Annotated in this window: 15 protein-coding genes; 8 read left to right on the plus strand and 7 right to left on the minus strand. The window is 36.1% G+C overall.

What is annotated here, in order from left to right:
- The first annotated feature begins 58 nt into the window (after nucleotides 1-58).
- Genes EHQ49_RS09695 through EHQ49_RS09705 form a run of 3 tightly spaced genes read left to right on the plus strand, consistent with a single transcriptional unit; the run spans nucleotide 59 to nucleotide 4,261 of the window.
- On the plus strand, nucleotides 59-1,387 hold the full coding sequence (locus EHQ49_RS09695) for an MFS transporter (protein WP_135578846.1): 1,329 nt from the start codon (nucleotides 59-61) through the stop codon (nucleotides 1,385-1,387).
- Entirely contained in the window at nucleotides 1,387-3,075 is a 1,689-nt protein-coding gene (locus EHQ49_RS09700) for a glycoside hydrolase family 2 protein (protein WP_208732193.1), read from the plus strand. The genes EHQ49_RS09695 and EHQ49_RS09700 overlap by 1 nt, the downstream gene beginning before the upstream one ends.
- A 19-nt stretch (nucleotides 3,076-3,094) precedes the next feature.
- Nucleotides 3,095-4,261, plus strand: coding sequence for a YheT family hydrolase (locus EHQ49_RS09705; protein ID WP_135578975.1), 1,167 nt, complete (start codon nucleotides 3,095-3,097; stop codon nucleotides 4,259-4,261).
- 27 nt (nucleotides 4,262-4,288) lie between these two features.
- Here EHQ49_RS09705 and EHQ49_RS09710 read toward each other — a convergent pair whose 3' ends face one another.
- The gene (locus EHQ49_RS09710) at nucleotides 4,289-5,428 is read right to left on the minus strand and encodes a helix-turn-helix domain-containing protein (RefSeq protein WP_135578850.1); all 1,140 of its coding nucleotides are present in this window, start codon (nucleotides 5,426-5,428) and stop codon (nucleotides 4,289-4,291) included.
- A 119-nt stretch (nucleotides 5,429-5,547) separates the two neighbouring features.
- On the opposite strand from EHQ49_RS09710, the gene EHQ49_RS09715 reads away from it, so the two are divergent.
- Nucleotides 5,548-6,729, plus strand: coding sequence for a DJ-1/PfpI family protein (locus EHQ49_RS09715; RefSeq protein WP_244241429.1), 1,182 nt, complete (start codon nucleotides 5,548-5,550; stop codon nucleotides 6,727-6,729).
- A gap of 90 nt (nucleotides 6,730-6,819) precedes the next feature.
- On the plus strand, nucleotides 6,820-8,511 hold the full coding sequence (locus EHQ49_RS09720) for a methyl-accepting chemotaxis protein (RefSeq protein ID WP_135578852.1): 1,692 nt from the start codon (nucleotides 6,820-6,822) through the stop codon (nucleotides 8,509-8,511).
- Nucleotides 8,512-8,567: 56 nt separating this feature from the next.
- On the opposite strand, the gene EHQ49_RS09725 is transcribed toward EHQ49_RS09720, so the two are convergent.
- The 3 genes from EHQ49_RS09725 to EHQ49_RS09735 all read right to left on the minus strand — a co-directional run bounded on the left by EHQ49_RS09725 (nucleotide 8,568) and on the right by EHQ49_RS09735 (nucleotide 11,094).
- On the minus strand, nucleotides 8,568-9,113 hold the full coding sequence (locus EHQ49_RS09725; RefSeq protein WP_135578854.1) for a DUF4334 domain-containing protein: 546 nt from the start codon (nucleotides 9,111-9,113) through the stop codon (nucleotides 8,568-8,570).
- A gap of 85 nt (nucleotides 9,114-9,198) precedes the next feature.
- The gene (locus EHQ49_RS18840; RefSeq protein ID WP_135578856.1) at nucleotides 9,199-9,927 is read right to left on the minus strand and encodes a flagellar filament core protein flaB2 domain protein; all 729 of its coding nucleotides are present in this window, start codon (nucleotides 9,925-9,927) and stop codon (nucleotides 9,199-9,201) included.
- Between the two features lie 6 nt (nucleotides 9,928-9,933).
- Entirely contained in the window at nucleotides 9,934-11,094 is a 1,161-nt protein-coding gene (locus tag EHQ49_RS09735; protein ID WP_135578858.1) for a hypothetical protein, read from the minus strand.
- A gap of 143 nt (nucleotides 11,095-11,237) precedes the next feature.
- Here EHQ49_RS09735 and EHQ49_RS09740 point away from each other — a divergent pair, with 143 nt between their 5' ends.
- Entirely contained in the window at nucleotides 11,238-11,648 is a 411-nt protein-coding gene (locus EHQ49_RS09740; RefSeq protein WP_135578860.1) for a CoA-binding protein, read from the plus strand.
- A 4-nt stretch (nucleotides 11,649-11,652) separates the two neighbouring features.
- Here EHQ49_RS09740 and EHQ49_RS09745 read toward each other — a convergent pair whose 3' ends face one another.
- Together EHQ49_RS09745 and EHQ49_RS09750 are read right to left on the minus strand one after the other, a co-directional pair.
- Nucleotides 11,653-12,057: a hypothetical protein gene (locus EHQ49_RS09745; protein WP_135578862.1), complete on the minus strand. Its 405-nt coding sequence runs from the start codon at nucleotides 12,055-12,057 to the stop codon at nucleotides 11,653-11,655.
- A gap of 67 nt (nucleotides 12,058-12,124) precedes the next feature.
- Nucleotides 12,125-12,556: a DoxX family protein gene (locus tag EHQ49_RS09750; protein WP_135578864.1), complete on the minus strand. Its 432-nt coding sequence runs from the start codon at nucleotides 12,554-12,556 to the stop codon at nucleotides 12,125-12,127.
- Nucleotides 12,557-12,689: 133 nt separating this feature from the next.
- On the opposite strand from EHQ49_RS09750, the gene EHQ49_RS09755 reads away from it, so the two are divergent.
- Together EHQ49_RS09755 and EHQ49_RS09760 are read left to right on the plus strand one after the other, a co-directional pair.
- Nucleotides 12,690-15,059: a TonB-dependent receptor gene (locus EHQ49_RS09755; protein ID WP_135578866.1), complete on the plus strand. Its 2,370-nt coding sequence runs from the start codon at nucleotides 12,690-12,692 to the stop codon at nucleotides 15,057-15,059.
- 16 nt (nucleotides 15,060-15,075) lie between these two features.
- A complete protein-coding gene (locus tag EHQ49_RS09760) occupies nucleotides 15,076-15,639 on the plus strand; it encodes an LIC_11695 family lipoprotein (protein ID WP_135578868.1) in 564 nt (187 codons plus the stop codon).
- Nucleotides 15,640-15,653: 14 nt separating this feature from the next.
- Here EHQ49_RS09760 and EHQ49_RS09765 read toward each other — a convergent pair whose 3' ends face one another.
- Nucleotides 15,654-16,748, minus strand: a complete 1,095-nt coding sequence (locus EHQ49_RS09765; protein WP_208732194.1) for a PepSY-associated TM helix domain-containing protein — start codon at nucleotides 16,746-16,748, stop codon at nucleotides 15,654-15,656.
- Between the last annotated feature and the right edge of the window lie 86 nt (nucleotides 16,749-16,834).

Below are 16,834 nucleotides of genomic sequence, written 5' to 3' on the forward strand. Positions count from 1 at the left end.
GAACCTGGTTCAAAATTTTGTCGCCAAACTAGCCGTCTATCTTTGACACTAAGCGATCATGAACAATCACAATTTAGGCGGACGCCTTTGGTCTGTATTAATTCTCTTTGGACTTGTAGGTCAAATTGCGTGGTCTGTAGAGAATATGTACTTTAACCTATTCATTTACAATATCATAACAAAGAGTACGTCCTCAGTTACAGTGATGGTACAACTCAGTGGAATTGTGGCAACCTTCGCCACCCTCATTGCTGGAATTTTAACGGACAGAGCAGGGAATAGAAAATACTTTATTTCTATTGGTTACCTACTTTGGGGCCTTCTTACGCTTTCATTTGCCTTTGTTTCCAAAGACAATACAGCAAGATGGTTTGAATTATCTGATACAATAGAAATTATAAATCTAACGATTGCGATTGTGATCACTCTAGATTGTATTATGACAGCATTTGGTTCCACTGCCAATGATGCTGCTTTTAATGCATACGTAACAGATAACACCGGAAATGCGAGAAGTCTTGCAGAAGGTGTTCTTTCCGCTATGCCACTCGTTGCCATGTTGGTTGTGGCTGGAGGATTTGGAATGATTGTAAATGCCTTCGGTTACCCTGGCCTTTTTGTCGCTGTTGGAACAATGATGTCCGTTTCTGGAGTGATTGGAATTTGGCTTATCAAAGACAATCCAAATCTAAAAAAACAAAATACCAATTTTTTTTCCGATATCGCATATGGATTTCAACTGGATGTGATTCATGGGCACCGGAAGTTATATTTATATTTTCTGGCAATGGGTATTTATGGAATCGCAAGTCAAATTTATATGCCCTATCTTATTATCTATATGCAAGAATATCTTAAGTTTAATGCGATCCAATATTCGATCGTACTTGCAGGTGTAATTCTTGGTGCCAGTATCATTACAGTTTTTCTTGGTAAAAGTTTTGATGGCAAAAACAAAGATAAGTTACTCGTATACTTTTCTATTCTTTATATCTTTGGAATGTTATCTTTATATACAATGTCCAAATCTATCGACTTAAGTTTAAAAACACAAGTGATGTGGATCACAGGAATCACAAGCCTTATTTTAATTACAGGTTTTGTCCAGGTATTAGCCCTTCTCGGGGCACAAATTCGAGACAATACCCCTTCTGAAAATGCAGGAAAACTACAAGGGATACGTATGATCTTTTTTGTTCTCATTCCAATGTTCATTGGCCCCATGATTGGAGAAACAATCAACCAAAGGACAAACCTTAGTTATATAGATCCCGTGAATGGAGCAACAGCCCATGTTCCTTCACCCGAAATCTTTTTAGTTGGCGCAATCTTTTGTTTTCTCATATTCGTTCCTCTTTCGTTATTATTACGAGGCAAACAATCTTGATGAAACTATCACATACAGAATACCCACGCCCTCAATTAGAAAGAGATAGTTATATTAACTTAAATGGAGAATGGGACCTAAGTCATTCACCAATAGGAAGTGAAACAAAAAAACATTACAAAATCAATGTCCCGTTCTCTCCCGAATCCAAGGCAAGTGGACTTGGAAACTTCATTCTCCAACCAGATGAAGAACTTGTTTACGAACGTGAATTTGAGTTACGAACTGATTTTATTAAAATAATCACATTACTTCACTTTGGTGCTGTTGATTATTCCTGTATTTGTTTTATCAACGGAAATGAAGTTGGATCTCATAAAGGAGGTTTTTTGCCATTTTATTTTGACATTTCTTCTCATATAAAAATTGGCAAAAATACAATTCAATTAAAAGTCACGGATCCAACAGATACAGGAAATCAATCGCGAGGAAAACAAAAACTAAACCGAGGTGGAATTTGGTACACCCCTCAATCAGGAATCTGGCAAACCGTTTGGCTAGAAAGTGTATCCGAAGATTACATAAAAGACATAAAAATTACACCGAATATAGATACAGAATCGGTATTCATTCAAATCACTACCAGCAGTTCTAATACAACCATACAGATATTAGATGGTGATACAATTATTGCCGAGTCGTCTGGGACGAATACAAATATACCCATTCCAAACATGGAAGTTTGGTCACCAGAAAATCCAAAACTTTACAGGATTCTTATCAAAACTTCGGGGGATACCGTAAAATCCTATTTTGGAATGCGAAAGTTTTCCATAGGTTTCGATGGTAAATTCAAAAGATTATTTTTAAACAACAAACCGTATTTCCACAATGGACTTTTAGACCAAGGTTATTGGTCTGAAGGTCTTCTCACTCCACCAAACGGTGAAGAGATGGAAAAAGAAATCAAACTGATGAAAGATATGGGGTTCAATATGTTACGTAAACATATCAAAATTGAACCTTTACGTTGGTATTATCATTGTGATCGTCTTGGTATATTAGTTTGGCAAGATTTTGTTTGTGGTGGCGGTGCTTATGAAACTTGGAAAGTTGCTTATTTGCCTTTTATTGGATGGAAAAATAAAGACACAAAGTATAAATTTTTAAACAGAACTGATGAGGATGGTAGAAATGAATTCATAAACGAAATGGACCAAACAGTAGATTTACTAAAAAATACTGTATCTCTTGCGGTTTGGGTTCTTTTTAATGAAGGTTGGGGACAATTTGATAGCATCCAATTAACAGATAAATTGCGAAAACTCGATGATACGAGAACCATTGACAGTGTCAGTGGATGGTATGACCAAGGAAAAGATAGTAGCGAATTAAAAAGTTTACATTTATATTACCAAAAACTAAAAGTACCAAAAAATGAATCACGCGTGATCGTATTATCTGAATTTGGTGGGTATTCTCTAAAGACAGAGGGTCATGTTTATGACGAAAACAAACTTTTTGGTTATAAAATCCTTCCCGATAAAAAAAGTTTAGAAAAAGAATATAGAAGTTTAATTGAAGACCAATTAATCCCATTAATTGAAAAAGGACTCAGTGCTTCCATATACACTCAAGTAAGCGATGTAGAAGAAGAAATCAACGGAATTGTCACTTATGACCGAAAAATGGTTAAGTTTGATTTAGAATTGATACAAGAGCTAAATTCAAAATTAGTATACAAATAAAGAAACTGAAATGGAATTTATGATGGAATATTCTTTTAGTGTGATCTTGGCTGTAATTACTTTGGCTTTTGGTTTTTATTACTTTTGGGAAGTAATCGAAAAACCTGTTCTTAGGTTTAGTGAATCTGATTTTTTATTACGTATCATCGAAAGGTCACCGAACTTAACAAACAAATATTATCCAACCTTTTGGTGTTTCAACCAACACCTAATGTTACTCCTGCTTATGTTACGCGAATACCGCACTAAAGCTTACGATTACGACAAATTAGAACAACTAAAAATGAAGGATGGGGGGATTACGGGACTTGCTTGGTCAGGAATCCAGAACATAACCGTTAAAGATGAAACACCTATTGTTGTCGTATTCCATACTATCAGCGGTGATGAACAAGATGTTAAATCTACGGTTAAATACTTAAGAGAACAATTCGGCTGGATAGTTGTTGTTTGTATTCGGAGGGGGCATGGAAATCTTCCACTCACTAAACCGAAAATCAATACAATGGGTTCCACTTCTGACTTAATAGAACAACTAACCTACATTCAAAAAAAATATCCAAAAAAACAATTGTTTGGTGTTGGAATTTCAGCCGGCTCAGGACTTCTTGCGCGTTATTTAGGAGAAGCAGGGGCCAAAAGTCAATTTAGCGCAGCCGTTGCTGTATCCCCCGCTTACGATATCGAAAAAGCATTTCACAGAGTCCACCCTGTTTACAGTAAAATTATGGGCCAACGATTGATTAGTTATTTTCTAAAGAATCATTATGAAAGTTTGTCAAAACTCAAAGGTGTAGAAGAACTATTAAAAATTAAAACCATTGGTGAATTTCAAGATAAGTTACATACCCTTTCGGGATATAAAGATAAAGAGAATTATTATTACCATTCCAATCCAGTGTTAGTTGCAAAAAATATAAAGACACCACTACTCGTATTAAATTCTGCAGATGATCCTATTTGTGTGAATCAAAATGTCTTAGAAAATCTTCATTGGTTGGAAACTCTTCCCAATACGATTCATGTCCATACCAAACGAGGTAGCCATATAGCTTACTATCAAGGTTTGAGAGCCAGTTCTTGGTCTGACACCATAATAGGTGAATACTTTGCAGCCGTCCTAAAAGAGAACTTTCCCAAACAAAAACCACACAAAAAAACAAAATCTAAACTTAAGAAAAAGTAGGTTAGTTAACGATCGATTGTTTTGATTTTACTTTGTCTTCGTTCGATAATTCTGTGGCGAAAGCCCAAACCGATTTTGAAAGAGTTTGTGAAAGGAGGATTTGGAATTGAATCCAGACGCATATATTATACTGAGTATTGTCATATCATATCTTTCTAAAAGGAGCCTTGCCGCTTCTTGCAAACGAAATTGATTTACATAATTACGAAATGTACAACCCAAACGAGAATTTAAAATCTCAGAAAGTTGATGAGAATCCAAATCCAACTCTTTTGCCAAAGTAAGTAACGTTAAGTCCTCATTCAAATATAACTTATCCACATTCATCAGATCATCTAAACGTTGTAAAACCTGAGCGATATCGATGCCTTTCACACGACTTTCCTTATACCGTGCCAACCGAGTTTCTGTTTTAAAATTTAGTATTAGATCTTTGTGATTCATTTTAGAAAGCAAAACTAGAATCAAAAGACAAGTTAAACTTACACAAGCAATAAGAAAGATTTGCATAAAAAACAGTTGAGCAAAAACAAACAAAACCATGACTAAAAGCGAATAGAGTAGTAGGAATAAAAATGGTTGGAATGAGGACTCAATACTTATTTTCGAATTTAACTTCCAACGGATCACTCGAACGAAAATGGCAAACATGTAACAAAAAATAGATACTACTCCTACACCAAGTAAAATTGTTATGGATGTTGTATAACTATTATCACTATGAGTTTGTGAATCAAGAGAAGGCAGAACAAAACCCGCAGGACGGAAGAAAAAGATATAGAAAATACTCAGTATACTCGGCAGAAAATGAAGGAAATGAATTTGGGAAAACTCTCCCCCACTCATTTCTTCAAAAAAAAGATAACTAAGAGGACCGAGGAGGAGGAGACAAGGAATATGAATTCCATAGAACAAAGGATAAGAGTTCATTTCTTTTGTAAGTTCAACGTAAATATGGAGTTGGAGAATGGTAAGTGAAAAAAATAGAAATGTTGTTGTATATTGATTCAGGAAACAAATATCAAAATTTTTTCTAAAAGAAGTGGCATTCAGATCTGAAGGCAAATTAGTCTGTTTTTTCTTAGTTCCCTTTTGGATCGTTTCCATCCAATACGAAACTGCCAAAAGAAAAGCAACCACGGCTCCCACAAAGGGAATCAAATTCATAACAACAATTACGGAGAATCAAAATCCATTTGTCTATTTTTTAATACATTTCGACATCTTTTTAGTCCATCCGTATCCAAACGGACGACCGGTTTACAGATTTCGGAGATACTTTTATCATGAATCAAAACCTTCGCCACAACCAGAAAAAAAATCACCCGTTTTCAACAAAACAAATGGTTCCACCAATTATACTGATGACAGTATTAACATTAACCTTTAATCATTTATCAATATTTGCTGAATCTAAAATCCAACCTGAAATTCGTTTGGAAAAAATTCATAAAAAATCAAACCATAAAAAACCGGTAATCGTCGTTATAGGAGAAAACCAATATACCGAACTCACCGATTTCATAGTCCCATACGGAATCTTAAAAAGATCTGAAATTGCAGAGATTTATGCAGTAGCCCCTAACAAAGGAACTATGGATATGTTTCCTACACTTTCTATCGAAATCACAACATCCATTGATGACTTTGACAACCTTCATCCAGAAGGTTCTGACATCGTCATTGTCCCCGCCATTCATAACGCGGAAAATATAACCATCATTCGTTGGATTCAAAACCAATCTAAAAACGGAGCCACTATTGTGGGAATTTGTGATGGAGTTTGGACATTAGGTCATGCCGGGTTATTAAACAATAAAAAAGCGACAGGTCATTGGTATTCAAAAGAAAGTCTAAAAAATACATTTCCAAATACAGAATGGATCAAAAACAAAAGATACGTCCAAGATCAAAACATCATAACAACTACAGGTGTCACGGCTTCTATTCCCATTTCTGTAGCTTTAATAGAATCCATTGCGGGAAATAAAAAAGCAGAAGAGATGGCAAAATCACTCGGGATTCAAAGCTGGGATCCAACCCACAATACGGAAGAATTTAATTTAGATTGGAAACAATATCTAACGGCGGCAAAGAACCTAACATTCGTTTGGAATCATGAAACAATAGGAATTCCTTTGTATCATGGCATCGATGAAATATCTTTAGCACTAGTTGCCGATTCTTATTCCCGCACTTACAGATCAAAAACAAAATTAATATCTACCAATCTTCAGCCAATCACTTCCAATTCGGGGATTCGTTTTCTTTCTGAAATCAAAGAAGAAAACCGGAAGGAAACAAATTTGATCCTAGAGATTCCAAAAGTTAAAAAAGCGAATCCACTTTTGGAAGAAACTCTTGGCCAAATCCAAAATCGATACGGAATGGGGACAATGCGATTTGTCGCAACACAGCTGGAGTTTTCAACTGGTCCGCTTTGTCATTATGTCACGTGTAAAGATTAACATAGTTAAAATCCAAAATCAAAAAATCTAATTTTAGAGTTTTAGGCTAGCATCTCGTTTGTACTCTTAAAAATTGGAATCAGTAAACGTATGCATTCAAAACTTAAATTGTATTTCATCCTTTCCTTTTTGGTCTTTGGATCCTTATTGCTTTTCAGCGTCACCGTGCTACTACAAGTTCAAAACATAGCACAGGATCACTTAAATGTAATCCTTGGTTTTGGATTCGGCATCTTGATTGTATTTGCACTTATCTTTGGGATTGTTTTAAGTTCCTGGTTGGGAAAAATTTTCGGAAAACTAGACGTGGCGTTTAAAGAAGTAGGATTGGGAAACCTGCAAGTTAGACTCTCTTACAAACCGAACGAGTTATTTGCCGAATTCTATTCCAGTTTCCACAGAATGTTACAAGCCCAAGGTGAACTCATCCAACATATCAAAACATCGGCCGACACTTTATCTTCAGATTCACAAGAAATGAAATTGGTGACTCTTGATTTTTCAAGTAACTTACAATCACAATCTGCTGCCACGGAAGAAGTTTCAGCATCGATAGAAGAAATATCAGGTGTTGCAATATCCATTTCAAACATTGCTGAAAACAATTCCCAAAGTATGAATAATCTGACAACCGAAGTTGATCAATTATCTTTGGCTATTGACAAAACTGGCGAATACGTCGAAGGAACACTTGATTCTATAAAAATCATCATTGAACGTGCAGAAGCGGGTAAAAACACACTACGCACTATGAACGAAGCGATGGACAATTTATCCCATAGTTCATTGGAAATTTCTAAAACTGTAGATGTCATTTCAAAGATCAGTGAACAAGTGAACATGCTTGCACTCAATGCTTCAATTGAAGCCGCCAGAGCAGGTGATGCGGGAAGAGGATTTGCAGTGGTTGCAGAAGAAGTTTCAAAACTTGCAGAAAGAACAGCAGGTGCAGTCAAAGGAATCGATTCCTTAATGAAAAAGAATCAAAACGATGTTTCCTTAGGACGTGAACGAATTGAAAAAACAACAATGGAAATCCAAGAAATCATTGGAAATATTGATTCTATTTCTGGAAAAATTACAGAAGTTCATTATGCTGTAAATACACAAAAGGAACTCAAAAATAAACTTTTAAAAGAAGCTGTTTTCGTAAAAGAAAGATCAACAGAAATCAAAGATGCAGTGACAGAACACAAAACAGCAACAAATGAAGTGATGGCTTCCGTATCCTCAATTAGCCAATCCTCTTTTAGTAATTCAGAAAGTAGCGATTTACTCGCCGAAAAAATTACAGCAATCGCAAATACAGCAGATAAACTCATCTCCATGGTGGATCTATTCAAAACGAATTTAGTTTCGGATGAATCATCTATTTCTGATCGAGACGAAACTACCCACAAACTCCAATTCCGATCTGAAATTGGAAGTATCTATTATATAAAAGAAAAAGATCTCCTGGAAGTGGTTTGGACACCGAACTTTAGTGAGGAAAAGTATTCAGAAATTCTAAACGAAGCATTAAAAATAATCGAAAAACATAATATTCGTAAATGGCTTGCAGATACAAGAAGAATGGGACTTGTCACTCGTTCTGCTCAAGAATGGGTCAATGTCAATTGGTTCCCAAAAGCAAGTAATTCCAGCCTCCGCAAGATGGCAGTTGTTGTTCCCAACTCAGCACTTGCCGCCATCTCCATTGATGACCAAACTCTAAAAACAGGGAATGTCGAACTAAAATCCGTTCCTAGTTTAGAATTTGGAATTGAATGGTTGGATCGTTAGGCGGTAACACAAAAACCCTTCATTCTTTAATATCACAAAGTTTGAAGGGGTTTATCCTATTTATCTCGCTCTAATACAAAAAAGAATGGTTGTTTCATTCCTTTGTAATCCATACATCCAAACATTGTGTCTTTATTTACTCTTTTAAATACATCGTGTATAGGAAGTGTGTCATAAATCATGGCAGCGGTGAGTTTACCACGAAATTCAATCCGACGAACACGAGCTTTCGATGACGAAGTTTGAAATAAAAAACGTACTAGCAAAAATACATAACGTAAAGGCCATAAATTAGTAGATGGAATTAACGTTGCCAACCGAACAGGCATTAGGGAAGGATTTACCTTAAATAAAGTTTTTCCAAAGGATTTAAATACCAAAGGATGGACGTTGTCGGCATCCACAAATTCTTTTCCATACCAATTGAATGTTTCCAAGGCCCCATCCATTGTATGTCCCGTGTGAAATCCGGAACCATGCCAACGACCCATTGTATCTTCAATGTTAACTGTCTCTAATGCGTCAAAAAGAGCGAAAGAATCATCGATAGAATTGTTCTTTTTACCACGCATTTCGTAGAATTTTTTTTCGAGAGTATTCATAATTAAAATTGTAACCTAAACCAATCTTCTTCGGCCTCGGTTCCAAGGAAATATATATACAAAAAATAGAATCGATTTTAAAACTTCAATCAAGAACAGATCGGATTCGATTTCGTTCTTCGTTGATTCTCAGAATTGTATTTTCAATTTTTTTTTGAAACAAAGTTGAATTGGATAGTGCTAAAGGATATCCACTGAGTGTAATTAAACCCAAGGACTTAGCTGTCATTGTAGCAATGTACATTCGAAAAAGTTTCCCACTCTTTTCATTAATAAACCACATAGAAGCGACTCTAGAATTTTTAGAAAAATCACCCATCAATAAACTCATTCGATTAAACTCTGCAAACGAAGCAATTCGATCTATTTCATCAATGAGCGTTCCCACTTCTAACTGTAAGTCTTTTTGATTAGATTTATCCATCGTCTCTGATTTCGAAATCAACAACATTCTTTTGGATATCAGAAGTAAGGTATCCAGATATACGATCACCTTTTCGATCAAAAGATTTTGTTTCTGGAATGTAGTTCGAGTTGGTTTGACTTCATAAAGTTTTTCCAATCTTGCCGAAGTAAGAGAAATAAACTTCAACCTCGAACTTGTGACCTTTGTTTCCTTTAGGTTCAAAACCGAATGGTAAAAAAAATTCGCATCGGGATTCACTCGAAGTATAATTTCTTTTTGTCCTCCGGTTGAATTGTCTTCTTCAGCGACCCAATCCAATATTTCTTTTTGAAGGTTCTGAATTTGTTTTTGGATGATGCCTTCTCTCTGTGAAGTAATGAATAGAAAAGAATTCTTTGGTAATTTCATAAATGTTTATTTACCATTTGGAAAGTATAACTTACGTTCTTTTTGCAAAATTTGTAACGCGTCTTCGAGTATTGGCAGGGATTCGGTTGCCATGGCCGCAGTAGAAACACTCAGAATCCCCCCATAATGATTGGCCAATCGCAACCTCTTACATACATCCTGATCCCCACCAGTCACTACTGAAATTTGTCCAATCACTTGAACAAGGGATGACACAACCATTTGTTGATTTTGCCGATTCATCGCATGGTATACTCCACTTTGCATATGGAAGGCTCTCTCTTGGATGGTGCGAATGGCAGATTCAAAAGATGTAAAACGGATGGCAAACAAATCCAAAGTATTCCTATTTTGTACTTTTTGATTTTTTTTACTTTGTTTGTTCGAATACTTTTTTTCTACAAAATTCAAATAATAAAACCTAACAGCATATTGGTGCCAAATGGCACGATTCATATGTAAACGAAAAAGTAAGATGTCCAAAATTCTTAATACTTCAGAGATAATATTTTGGTTATATTCGAGTTTATTTTTGAATGAAGAAACATCTTCCCACACTTGATGTACTTCTAAGGACAGAGGAAAAAATTGAATGGATTCTGTTTTCTGAGTTCCAAACCAAGGAACCAGATACTGAACCTTTGATGGGAGCCATTCCCAATCTCCTTTTGTTTTTAAGAAAAAATGGGGACTCTCCCCAATTTTAAATTCCTTCCCTAATGATTCGATCCAATCTTGAATTTGAATCGAATCGGATTCGAATTCCTTTTGGTCATAACCTTCTAGTCCAAATTGAAGACAGAGATTTTGCCAAACCTCCACGAGTATTATGATTAATCGAAACAAGATCTCGGAACGAACTGCAACAGAATACAACGAATGATAATTAGAAGTTTTTGAATTTTCTACAAAGGGAAAACGTGTTTTTAATTCTTCAGCAAACAATTTTAGGAATGTATCTAATTCCATTCCTTCTTTGTAAACTTTTGTAACAATTACCTCTGTGATTTTTTCTGCTTCATCCATGGGATAGGTAGGAAGCAGATCCACTTGTTGATTTTGATTCGACGTTGAACCTTGGCTTGGTTCCGAGGATAATTCCATACGAATACCAGCCACAAGTAGAGCAGTAAAAGATAGTTTTTTTAGAAAATCAATCCGTTGCATAACTCAATCAGGAACTATTTTTAATACACTAAAAAACAAACGCAACGATAATTAGACTTTAGATTCATTGTTAGATTCAAAATAGAATCATAAACTGAACTTTACTCACTTGCATTTCCCAATCCATGTAGTATACTATCCTAATGAATGTATTAGATTCCGAGATCAAATCGCTTCTTGAATCCTATAAAAAAATCACGGTTTACGGACTTAGCAATGACATTTCCAAACCAAGCCATTATGTTCCCGTATACATTCGAGACAAAGGATGGGAAGTGGTCGGAACTTATCCCAAAGAACACAGTGTAGGTGGGTTTACCATCTACAAAAACCTCAAAGACGTTCCGAAAGAAGATAGAAAATTCATCGATGTCTTTCGTAGTTCCGATAAAGTTCCAGAAGTTATCGATGAAATCTTAAGTTTGGGTGGAACAGAAGTAATATGGCTACAATTGGGAATCTCCCATCCCGAAGCAGAAAAAAAAGCGGAAGATGCGGGGATTCGTGTTGTGTCCAATCGTTGTCTCATCATTGAACACAGAAATTATTTTTAAACGGCTAAGACTTAGAAACCATTTTTTTACCTAACCACACGAATGGGAGGAATGATAACAAACTAAGTATAACAAACCATAGAGGTTGGCCAGGGAGGAAGACAAAAAAGTTAAAAGCACCGGCAAGAGTTAATAGACTACCTACCAAAACTATCATCAAAGTTTGGTTACTTTTACTTAGTTTCATTGTAACAATGCCAGCAACAAAAGCTCCCAAAACATAACCAAAATAAACAGGAAGATAGGCCGAAGTTGGTAAGTTAGTCATAAACTCTTTTAAAAGTTCTGGATTGGCAATGATCTCATCACTTGGCGGTTTCACAAAAAAAGAATTCAGAAACTCCACTGCCATCATAATGGCCATTGCCGACACCAACCCGAGAAGTATAGAGAAACTATTTTTAATCATACAGACACCTATAGATTACAAATAGAACTCACAATCGATACGGAAAAACAATTCAAAAATTTAAGGATTAACTTTTCCTCTTAGCTTGAAAGTCTTGCCAAGATCCACAACTCCAAAGAGCCCAAAGAACAAGCACAGGCTGAAAGAACAAACGAATGAGTCGTGCTCTATCAGTATCTAAACCAAATGCACTGATCCCATTCATATATTGGGATATGTTTCCTGGGAAGATAAGAACAAAAAACAATGCGACAACCCAACCAACTTGCACTTGTTTGCTCTTAAGAAAAAGCAAAGACAATCCCAATGTAATTTCCACAACACCGGAAAGTAACACAACCAAATCTGCATTGATCGGTAACCAGGTAGGAACCTGCGCCAAAAATTCTGTCCTATGCCATGTTAGGTGTCCGGCTCCTGCAAAAACCAAAAAGGCCCCTAGAAGGATACGCAACCCTGTTTGATAGATACTTCTATCGACTGTATTTGTTTGACTCATACGGATTTAGACTCTAAAAATCAAATTCTGTTTCGTTCCGAACCCAGAATTCGGGAAATCCTTAAATTATGAGATTGAGTCTTTATCTCATTTAATTCTAGACAATTGACTGGTCTTACGAAGGAATGGCCATATGACTTTCCTTTTTGAGAATGACTCTCATATAAAGATAGGATTGAGAAAGGCCCAGATCCAGTGGCGGAGTAAATTTCCTACTTTCACTTCCGTACTCCTCATTTTCATCCTTTCGACAACAGCTCTTCTCCCACAAACGACGGAAAAAACTCCCCTACCTCCGAGCAACCCCACAGACCAGGTTCCCAACACAGGAACAAAACCTGCCGAACAAGGCATTCGAGTTACAGGCAAAAAAGATCCGAGAGACCGGGAAATTCTTCGTACACCAAATAGTATCAGCCGGTTGAACGAACAGGACATCCAAGATGCTGGAATCAATCGAACCAATGACATCGATAAACAAGTTCCGAATTTTTCCATCATTGATTCGGGATCGCGTAACTTTACTTATTTCAACATTCGAGGAATGCGGAGTATTGCCTTCAGTGAACCAGCAGTAGGTCTGATTTTAGATGGAGTTCCACTCAACGACAATGTGGCGCTTAACACTGAGTTATATGGAATTGAAAACATTGAAGTATATAGAGGAAGTCAAGCTACCTTGTTTGGAAAAAACTTTCAAGGTGGTGTTGTTGAGATCCGAACTAAAAAACCAACAAATATTGCTGAAGGAAAAATTACTTATGATGCTGGAAATTATAAAAAACAAGAAACATCGGCTTATTACAATGCACCCATTATCAAAGATAAATTATATTTTGGAATCGCTGGAAAAACTACTGAACGAGAAGGATATCTTTCAAACGTAACAGGTTTTTATTATCCAACCAACCGGCCCTATGAAGTTCCCGTAGAAATCTACAAAACTCATCCCGATGGTAGAAAAGGAAAAGCAGGACGTTTCCGATTATTTTTTACTCCTAACGATGTCTTTGAAGCAGACTTACAAGTCAGCGCAGAAAGTTTTGATGATGGTTCCCTCAATTTGGTAAACTACTTAGGTGCCAAGTCTGAAAGGGAAAAAGCTTTATTACAAGGTTGTGTTGCCATGCCATCCAACTGTGCCAAGTTATATGGAACCTATGTAAACAGAGTGAATGGAGATAGAAAAGTTTACTGGGATTATGAAGGAAAAAGTAATGTCACGGGGAACACATATTCTCTAGCAACAACTACGAAATTACCTCAAGCAAATCTAAAAACAGCATCTGCGATTCGGAAGATGGACATTGATCCCATCACTGCCGATGCCGACTTTACAACAACCGATCAACATAGATCTATTTATGTCGAAAAAGCTACAACTTTCCTGAACGATGTATATGTTGAATCTAAAGATAAACATGACCCATTACAATTTAAGGTAGGAATCTACTCATCCAGTAAAATTACAAATATTGACCAAGCAAGAGAACATAGAGTTCAAATGTATGTTGGAAATGATTTTGGTGGCCTTCGTGCCCCTGCTCGCGAAAACAATCTCTCAAGAATTCATGATCGTAACCTTAGTTTTTATACACATAATAGTTATACTTTTGCAGAAAAATTTACAATTACCATAGGATCCAGATTGGAACGACAAGAGAGTCGTTTGTCTCATACCGAACAAGTGATCGGTTTTTCACCAATCAATCCATATGGAGAAACAAAACTTTTATCAGATCCATATACAATTAACAATCATTATAACTACAATGTTTCAAGAATGATCTTTGATTACAAACCCATCGACAATCTCATGTTTTTTATAGGTTTTAGTCGTGGTTATAAAAATGCGGGTTATAGCACCGTTGTTAACATTCCAAGCAGAGCTACATTCAAACCAGAAATCAATGATACCATAGAAGCCGGTATAAAATCAGAATTCTTTAAAGGAAAATTTGGATTAAAATACACTCAGTTCTATACGGAAACCCAAGACTTTCATGTTGTCCGGGCCATCAACCTCTCTCAATACATAAACCTCAATGCGGAACTTGTTACCATCAGAGGATATGAATTGGAAACATTCATCAAACCTCATAAGGATACCAAACTTGGGCTCTCTGCAGGTTATACAGAAGGAATCTTTAACAAATTTTATGACTCTGTTCTAAATCGAGATTTTAATGGAAAGTGGGTTCATTTCATTCCGAAGTATGACATCGTAAGTTATTTTCAATACAGAAACGAATACGGAATATTTTTTCGCGGCGAATTTCAAGCAGTTGGTCAAATGTATTTCGCAGCAGATAACACGGTATATAGCGACCCCTATTATGTAATTAATTCTAGAATCGGATATGAAACCGATACCATCTCCGCTTACTTATATATGAACAATATGAATGATCGGTATTACTTCACCTCCTACATTGATGGAACTTTCCAGGCTGTACCTGGAGCACCAAAAACCTACGGATTTATGTTAACTTATAAAATTTAAATTTCTGGAGAAAACTATGAAAACTAAAATAAAAACCCTTCTTACCCTAGTCACCCTTGGAATTTCTCTATTCCAATGTGATTTATTTGATCCCAAATCAAAAGTTACCAGTGATGACCTGGTTTCCATGTTAGCTCTACAACAAATTAATGCAAACAGTATGAGCGAAGCACAAAGGCTTGGACTAAACGTAGCTTACAGCCACCGATTTAGTATCAAAAACGGAGCTCATTTGTTTTGCAGAGAATATTCTACTGCTTACTTAGAGAAAAAAGCAGAATGGGAAAAGGATATGGAACAAACTTATGCCACAATTGGAAATGCAATTGGAATTCAGATCGTTGTAGAAAAATTCAATGGACCTTGTTCTATTACGAATAAAGTTGCAGCCTGTCATTACGACGGAGTAGACGGAATCAATGACCTAATTCCTTACGCATACACTACAGAAGGAGAACATGGATATTTAATTCCTGCAAACGTATACTATGGTGTTACAGGTTTAAAAAGTGCGAAAGAAGCTTGTGAAAGATTCAAAGGAACTTACGTTTGTTACGACCCAAGTAAATGTTGGCAATAATTCGAACTTAAATCTCAAACAGAAGAACTCAAAGGGATTTTTTGGGTTCTTCTTCTTTTATTTTTTCTCTTTATATAATAAAGACTGAGTCCACTGATTGATAGGATCGCCGGTGTGAGACCACCAATCACCCAAATTACTTTACTAAAATGATTGGCAAAGGTTCCAAAATGAAGTGGCCGAAAGGAATCCAAAACTCGATTCAAAATGTTTTCTTTCCCCATATCTACTTTATCAAAGATCTTTTTGGATTTTACATCATAACGAATATAAGAACCATATCGACTTTCAAATCCTGAAGAATCGAAACGATTTCCATAAATTCCAATTGGTTCTTCTTTGGAATGGTGAGGGAAAGAAACATATCCCAATCGGAATCCAGGAATTTCTTTTTTTGTTTGCTCTATTAGCTCATTGATCGAATCCTCAGAAACCCACAGATGATGAACCACTTTTTCTTCTGGAAACGTAAGAATCACAGTGTCTCTTAAACTCCACCATCCACCAGTGATTGCTAAAATCAAATGGAACCAAACTGCATTAATACCAACAAACTTGTGCAAGTCGGAAAAGAGAATTTGTGCACTTTCTTTCCATCGAAGGCGAAACAAACTCACCCAAAATCGTTTATAAAGTTTGATTCCGCTGATTGCTAAAAACAAATAAATAAAGGCAATACATCCGGTGAGGAAATAACCCACACCGCCAAGAAAAAGACTATAATGCAAAACGAGTAAAAAACCATAAAGGCTATCACTTCTGTTTTCTTTCAGTTTTCCAATAAGATTTCCATTGTATGGATTGATTAAGTAGACAGTTTCACGACTAGGGGTTTCTAAATTATGAAACCAAACTTGGTCCGCTTGGTCATGTAAATCGGATAACAACCAACCAGCCACAGTTCCTTCGGGGATTTGATCTAACAATTGTTTGTAAAGAGTATCAAAAGGTAGGCGTTCCTTTTCTACTTTTATAGAATAAGCACCTGTAAGTGATTGTAATTCCTTTCCATAGACGAGAAGAGATCCAGTCACACCCAAAACCAAAAGAAAACTGGCTCCGAAAATACCGAGAACCATATGAACCTGATACCAAGTTTTTGCCTTCACAAGTGCTAGGCTCCTACTCTAGAATAGATCCATAATTTTGAGAATAGGTCTCATTTTCAAATAAAATTTATCAAACCTTAAAAATC

Origin of the sequence: Leptospira perdikensis, from assembly GCF_004769575.1 — a bacterium.
Classification (GTDB): domain Bacteria; phylum Spirochaetota; class Leptospiria; order Leptospirales; family Leptospiraceae; genus Leptospira_A; species Leptospira_A perdikensis.

What these genes read in the sequence shown, in the direction of transcription:
- EHQ49_RS09700 (WP_208732193.1), top strand. Translation starts at nt 1,387, where the DNA reads ATGAAACTATCACATACAGAATACCCACGCCCTCAATTAGAAAGAGAT.
- EHQ49_RS09705 (WP_135578975.1), top strand. Translation starts at nt 3,095, where the DNA reads ATGATGGAATATTCTTTTAGTGTGATCTTGGCTGTAATTACTTTGGCT.
- EHQ49_RS09750 (WP_135578864.1), bottom strand. Translation starts at nt 12,556, where the DNA reads ATGAGTCAAACAAATACAGTCGATAGAAGTATCTATCAAACAGGGTTG.
- EHQ49_RS18840 (WP_135578856.1), bottom strand. Translation starts at nt 9,927, where the DNA reads ATGAAATTACCAAAGAATTCTTTTCTATTCATTACTTCACAGAGAGAA.
- EHQ49_RS09710 (WP_135578850.1), bottom strand. Translation starts at nt 5,428, where the DNA reads ATGAATTTGATTCCCTTTGTGGGAGCCGTGGTTGCTTTTCTTTTGGCA.
- EHQ49_RS09755 (WP_135578866.1), top strand. Translation starts at nt 12,690, where the DNA reads ATGACTTTCCTTTTTGAGAATGACTCTCATATAAAGATAGGATTGAGA.
- EHQ49_RS09760 (WP_135578868.1), top strand. Translation starts at nt 15,076, where the DNA reads ATGAAAACTAAAATAAAAACCCTTCTTACCCTAGTCACCCTTGGAATT.
- EHQ49_RS09735 (WP_135578858.1), bottom strand. Translation starts at nt 11,094, where the DNA reads ATGCAACGGATTGATTTTCTAAAAAAACTATCTTTTACTGCTCTACTT.
- EHQ49_RS09720 (WP_135578852.1), top strand. Translation starts at nt 6,820, where the DNA reads ATGCATTCAAAACTTAAATTGTATTTCATCCTTTCCTTTTTGGTCTTT.
- EHQ49_RS09745 (WP_135578862.1), bottom strand. Translation starts at nt 12,057, where the DNA reads ATGATTAAAAATAGTTTCTCTATACTTCTCGGGTTGGTGTCGGCAATG.
- EHQ49_RS09715 (WP_244241429.1), top strand. Translation starts at nt 5,548, where the DNA reads ATGAATCAAAACCTTCGCCACAACCAGAAAAAAAATCACCCGTTTTCA.
- EHQ49_RS09725 (WP_135578854.1), bottom strand. Translation starts at nt 9,113, where the DNA reads ATGAATACTCTCGAAAAAAAATTCTACGAAATGCGTGGTAAAAAGAAC.
- EHQ49_RS09695 (WP_135578846.1), top strand. Translation starts at nt 59, where the DNA reads ATGAACAATCACAATTTAGGCGGACGCCTTTGGTCTGTATTAATTCTC.
- EHQ49_RS09740 (WP_135578860.1), top strand. Translation starts at nt 11,238, where the DNA reads ATGAATGTATTAGATTCCGAGATCAAATCGCTTCTTGAATCCTATAAA.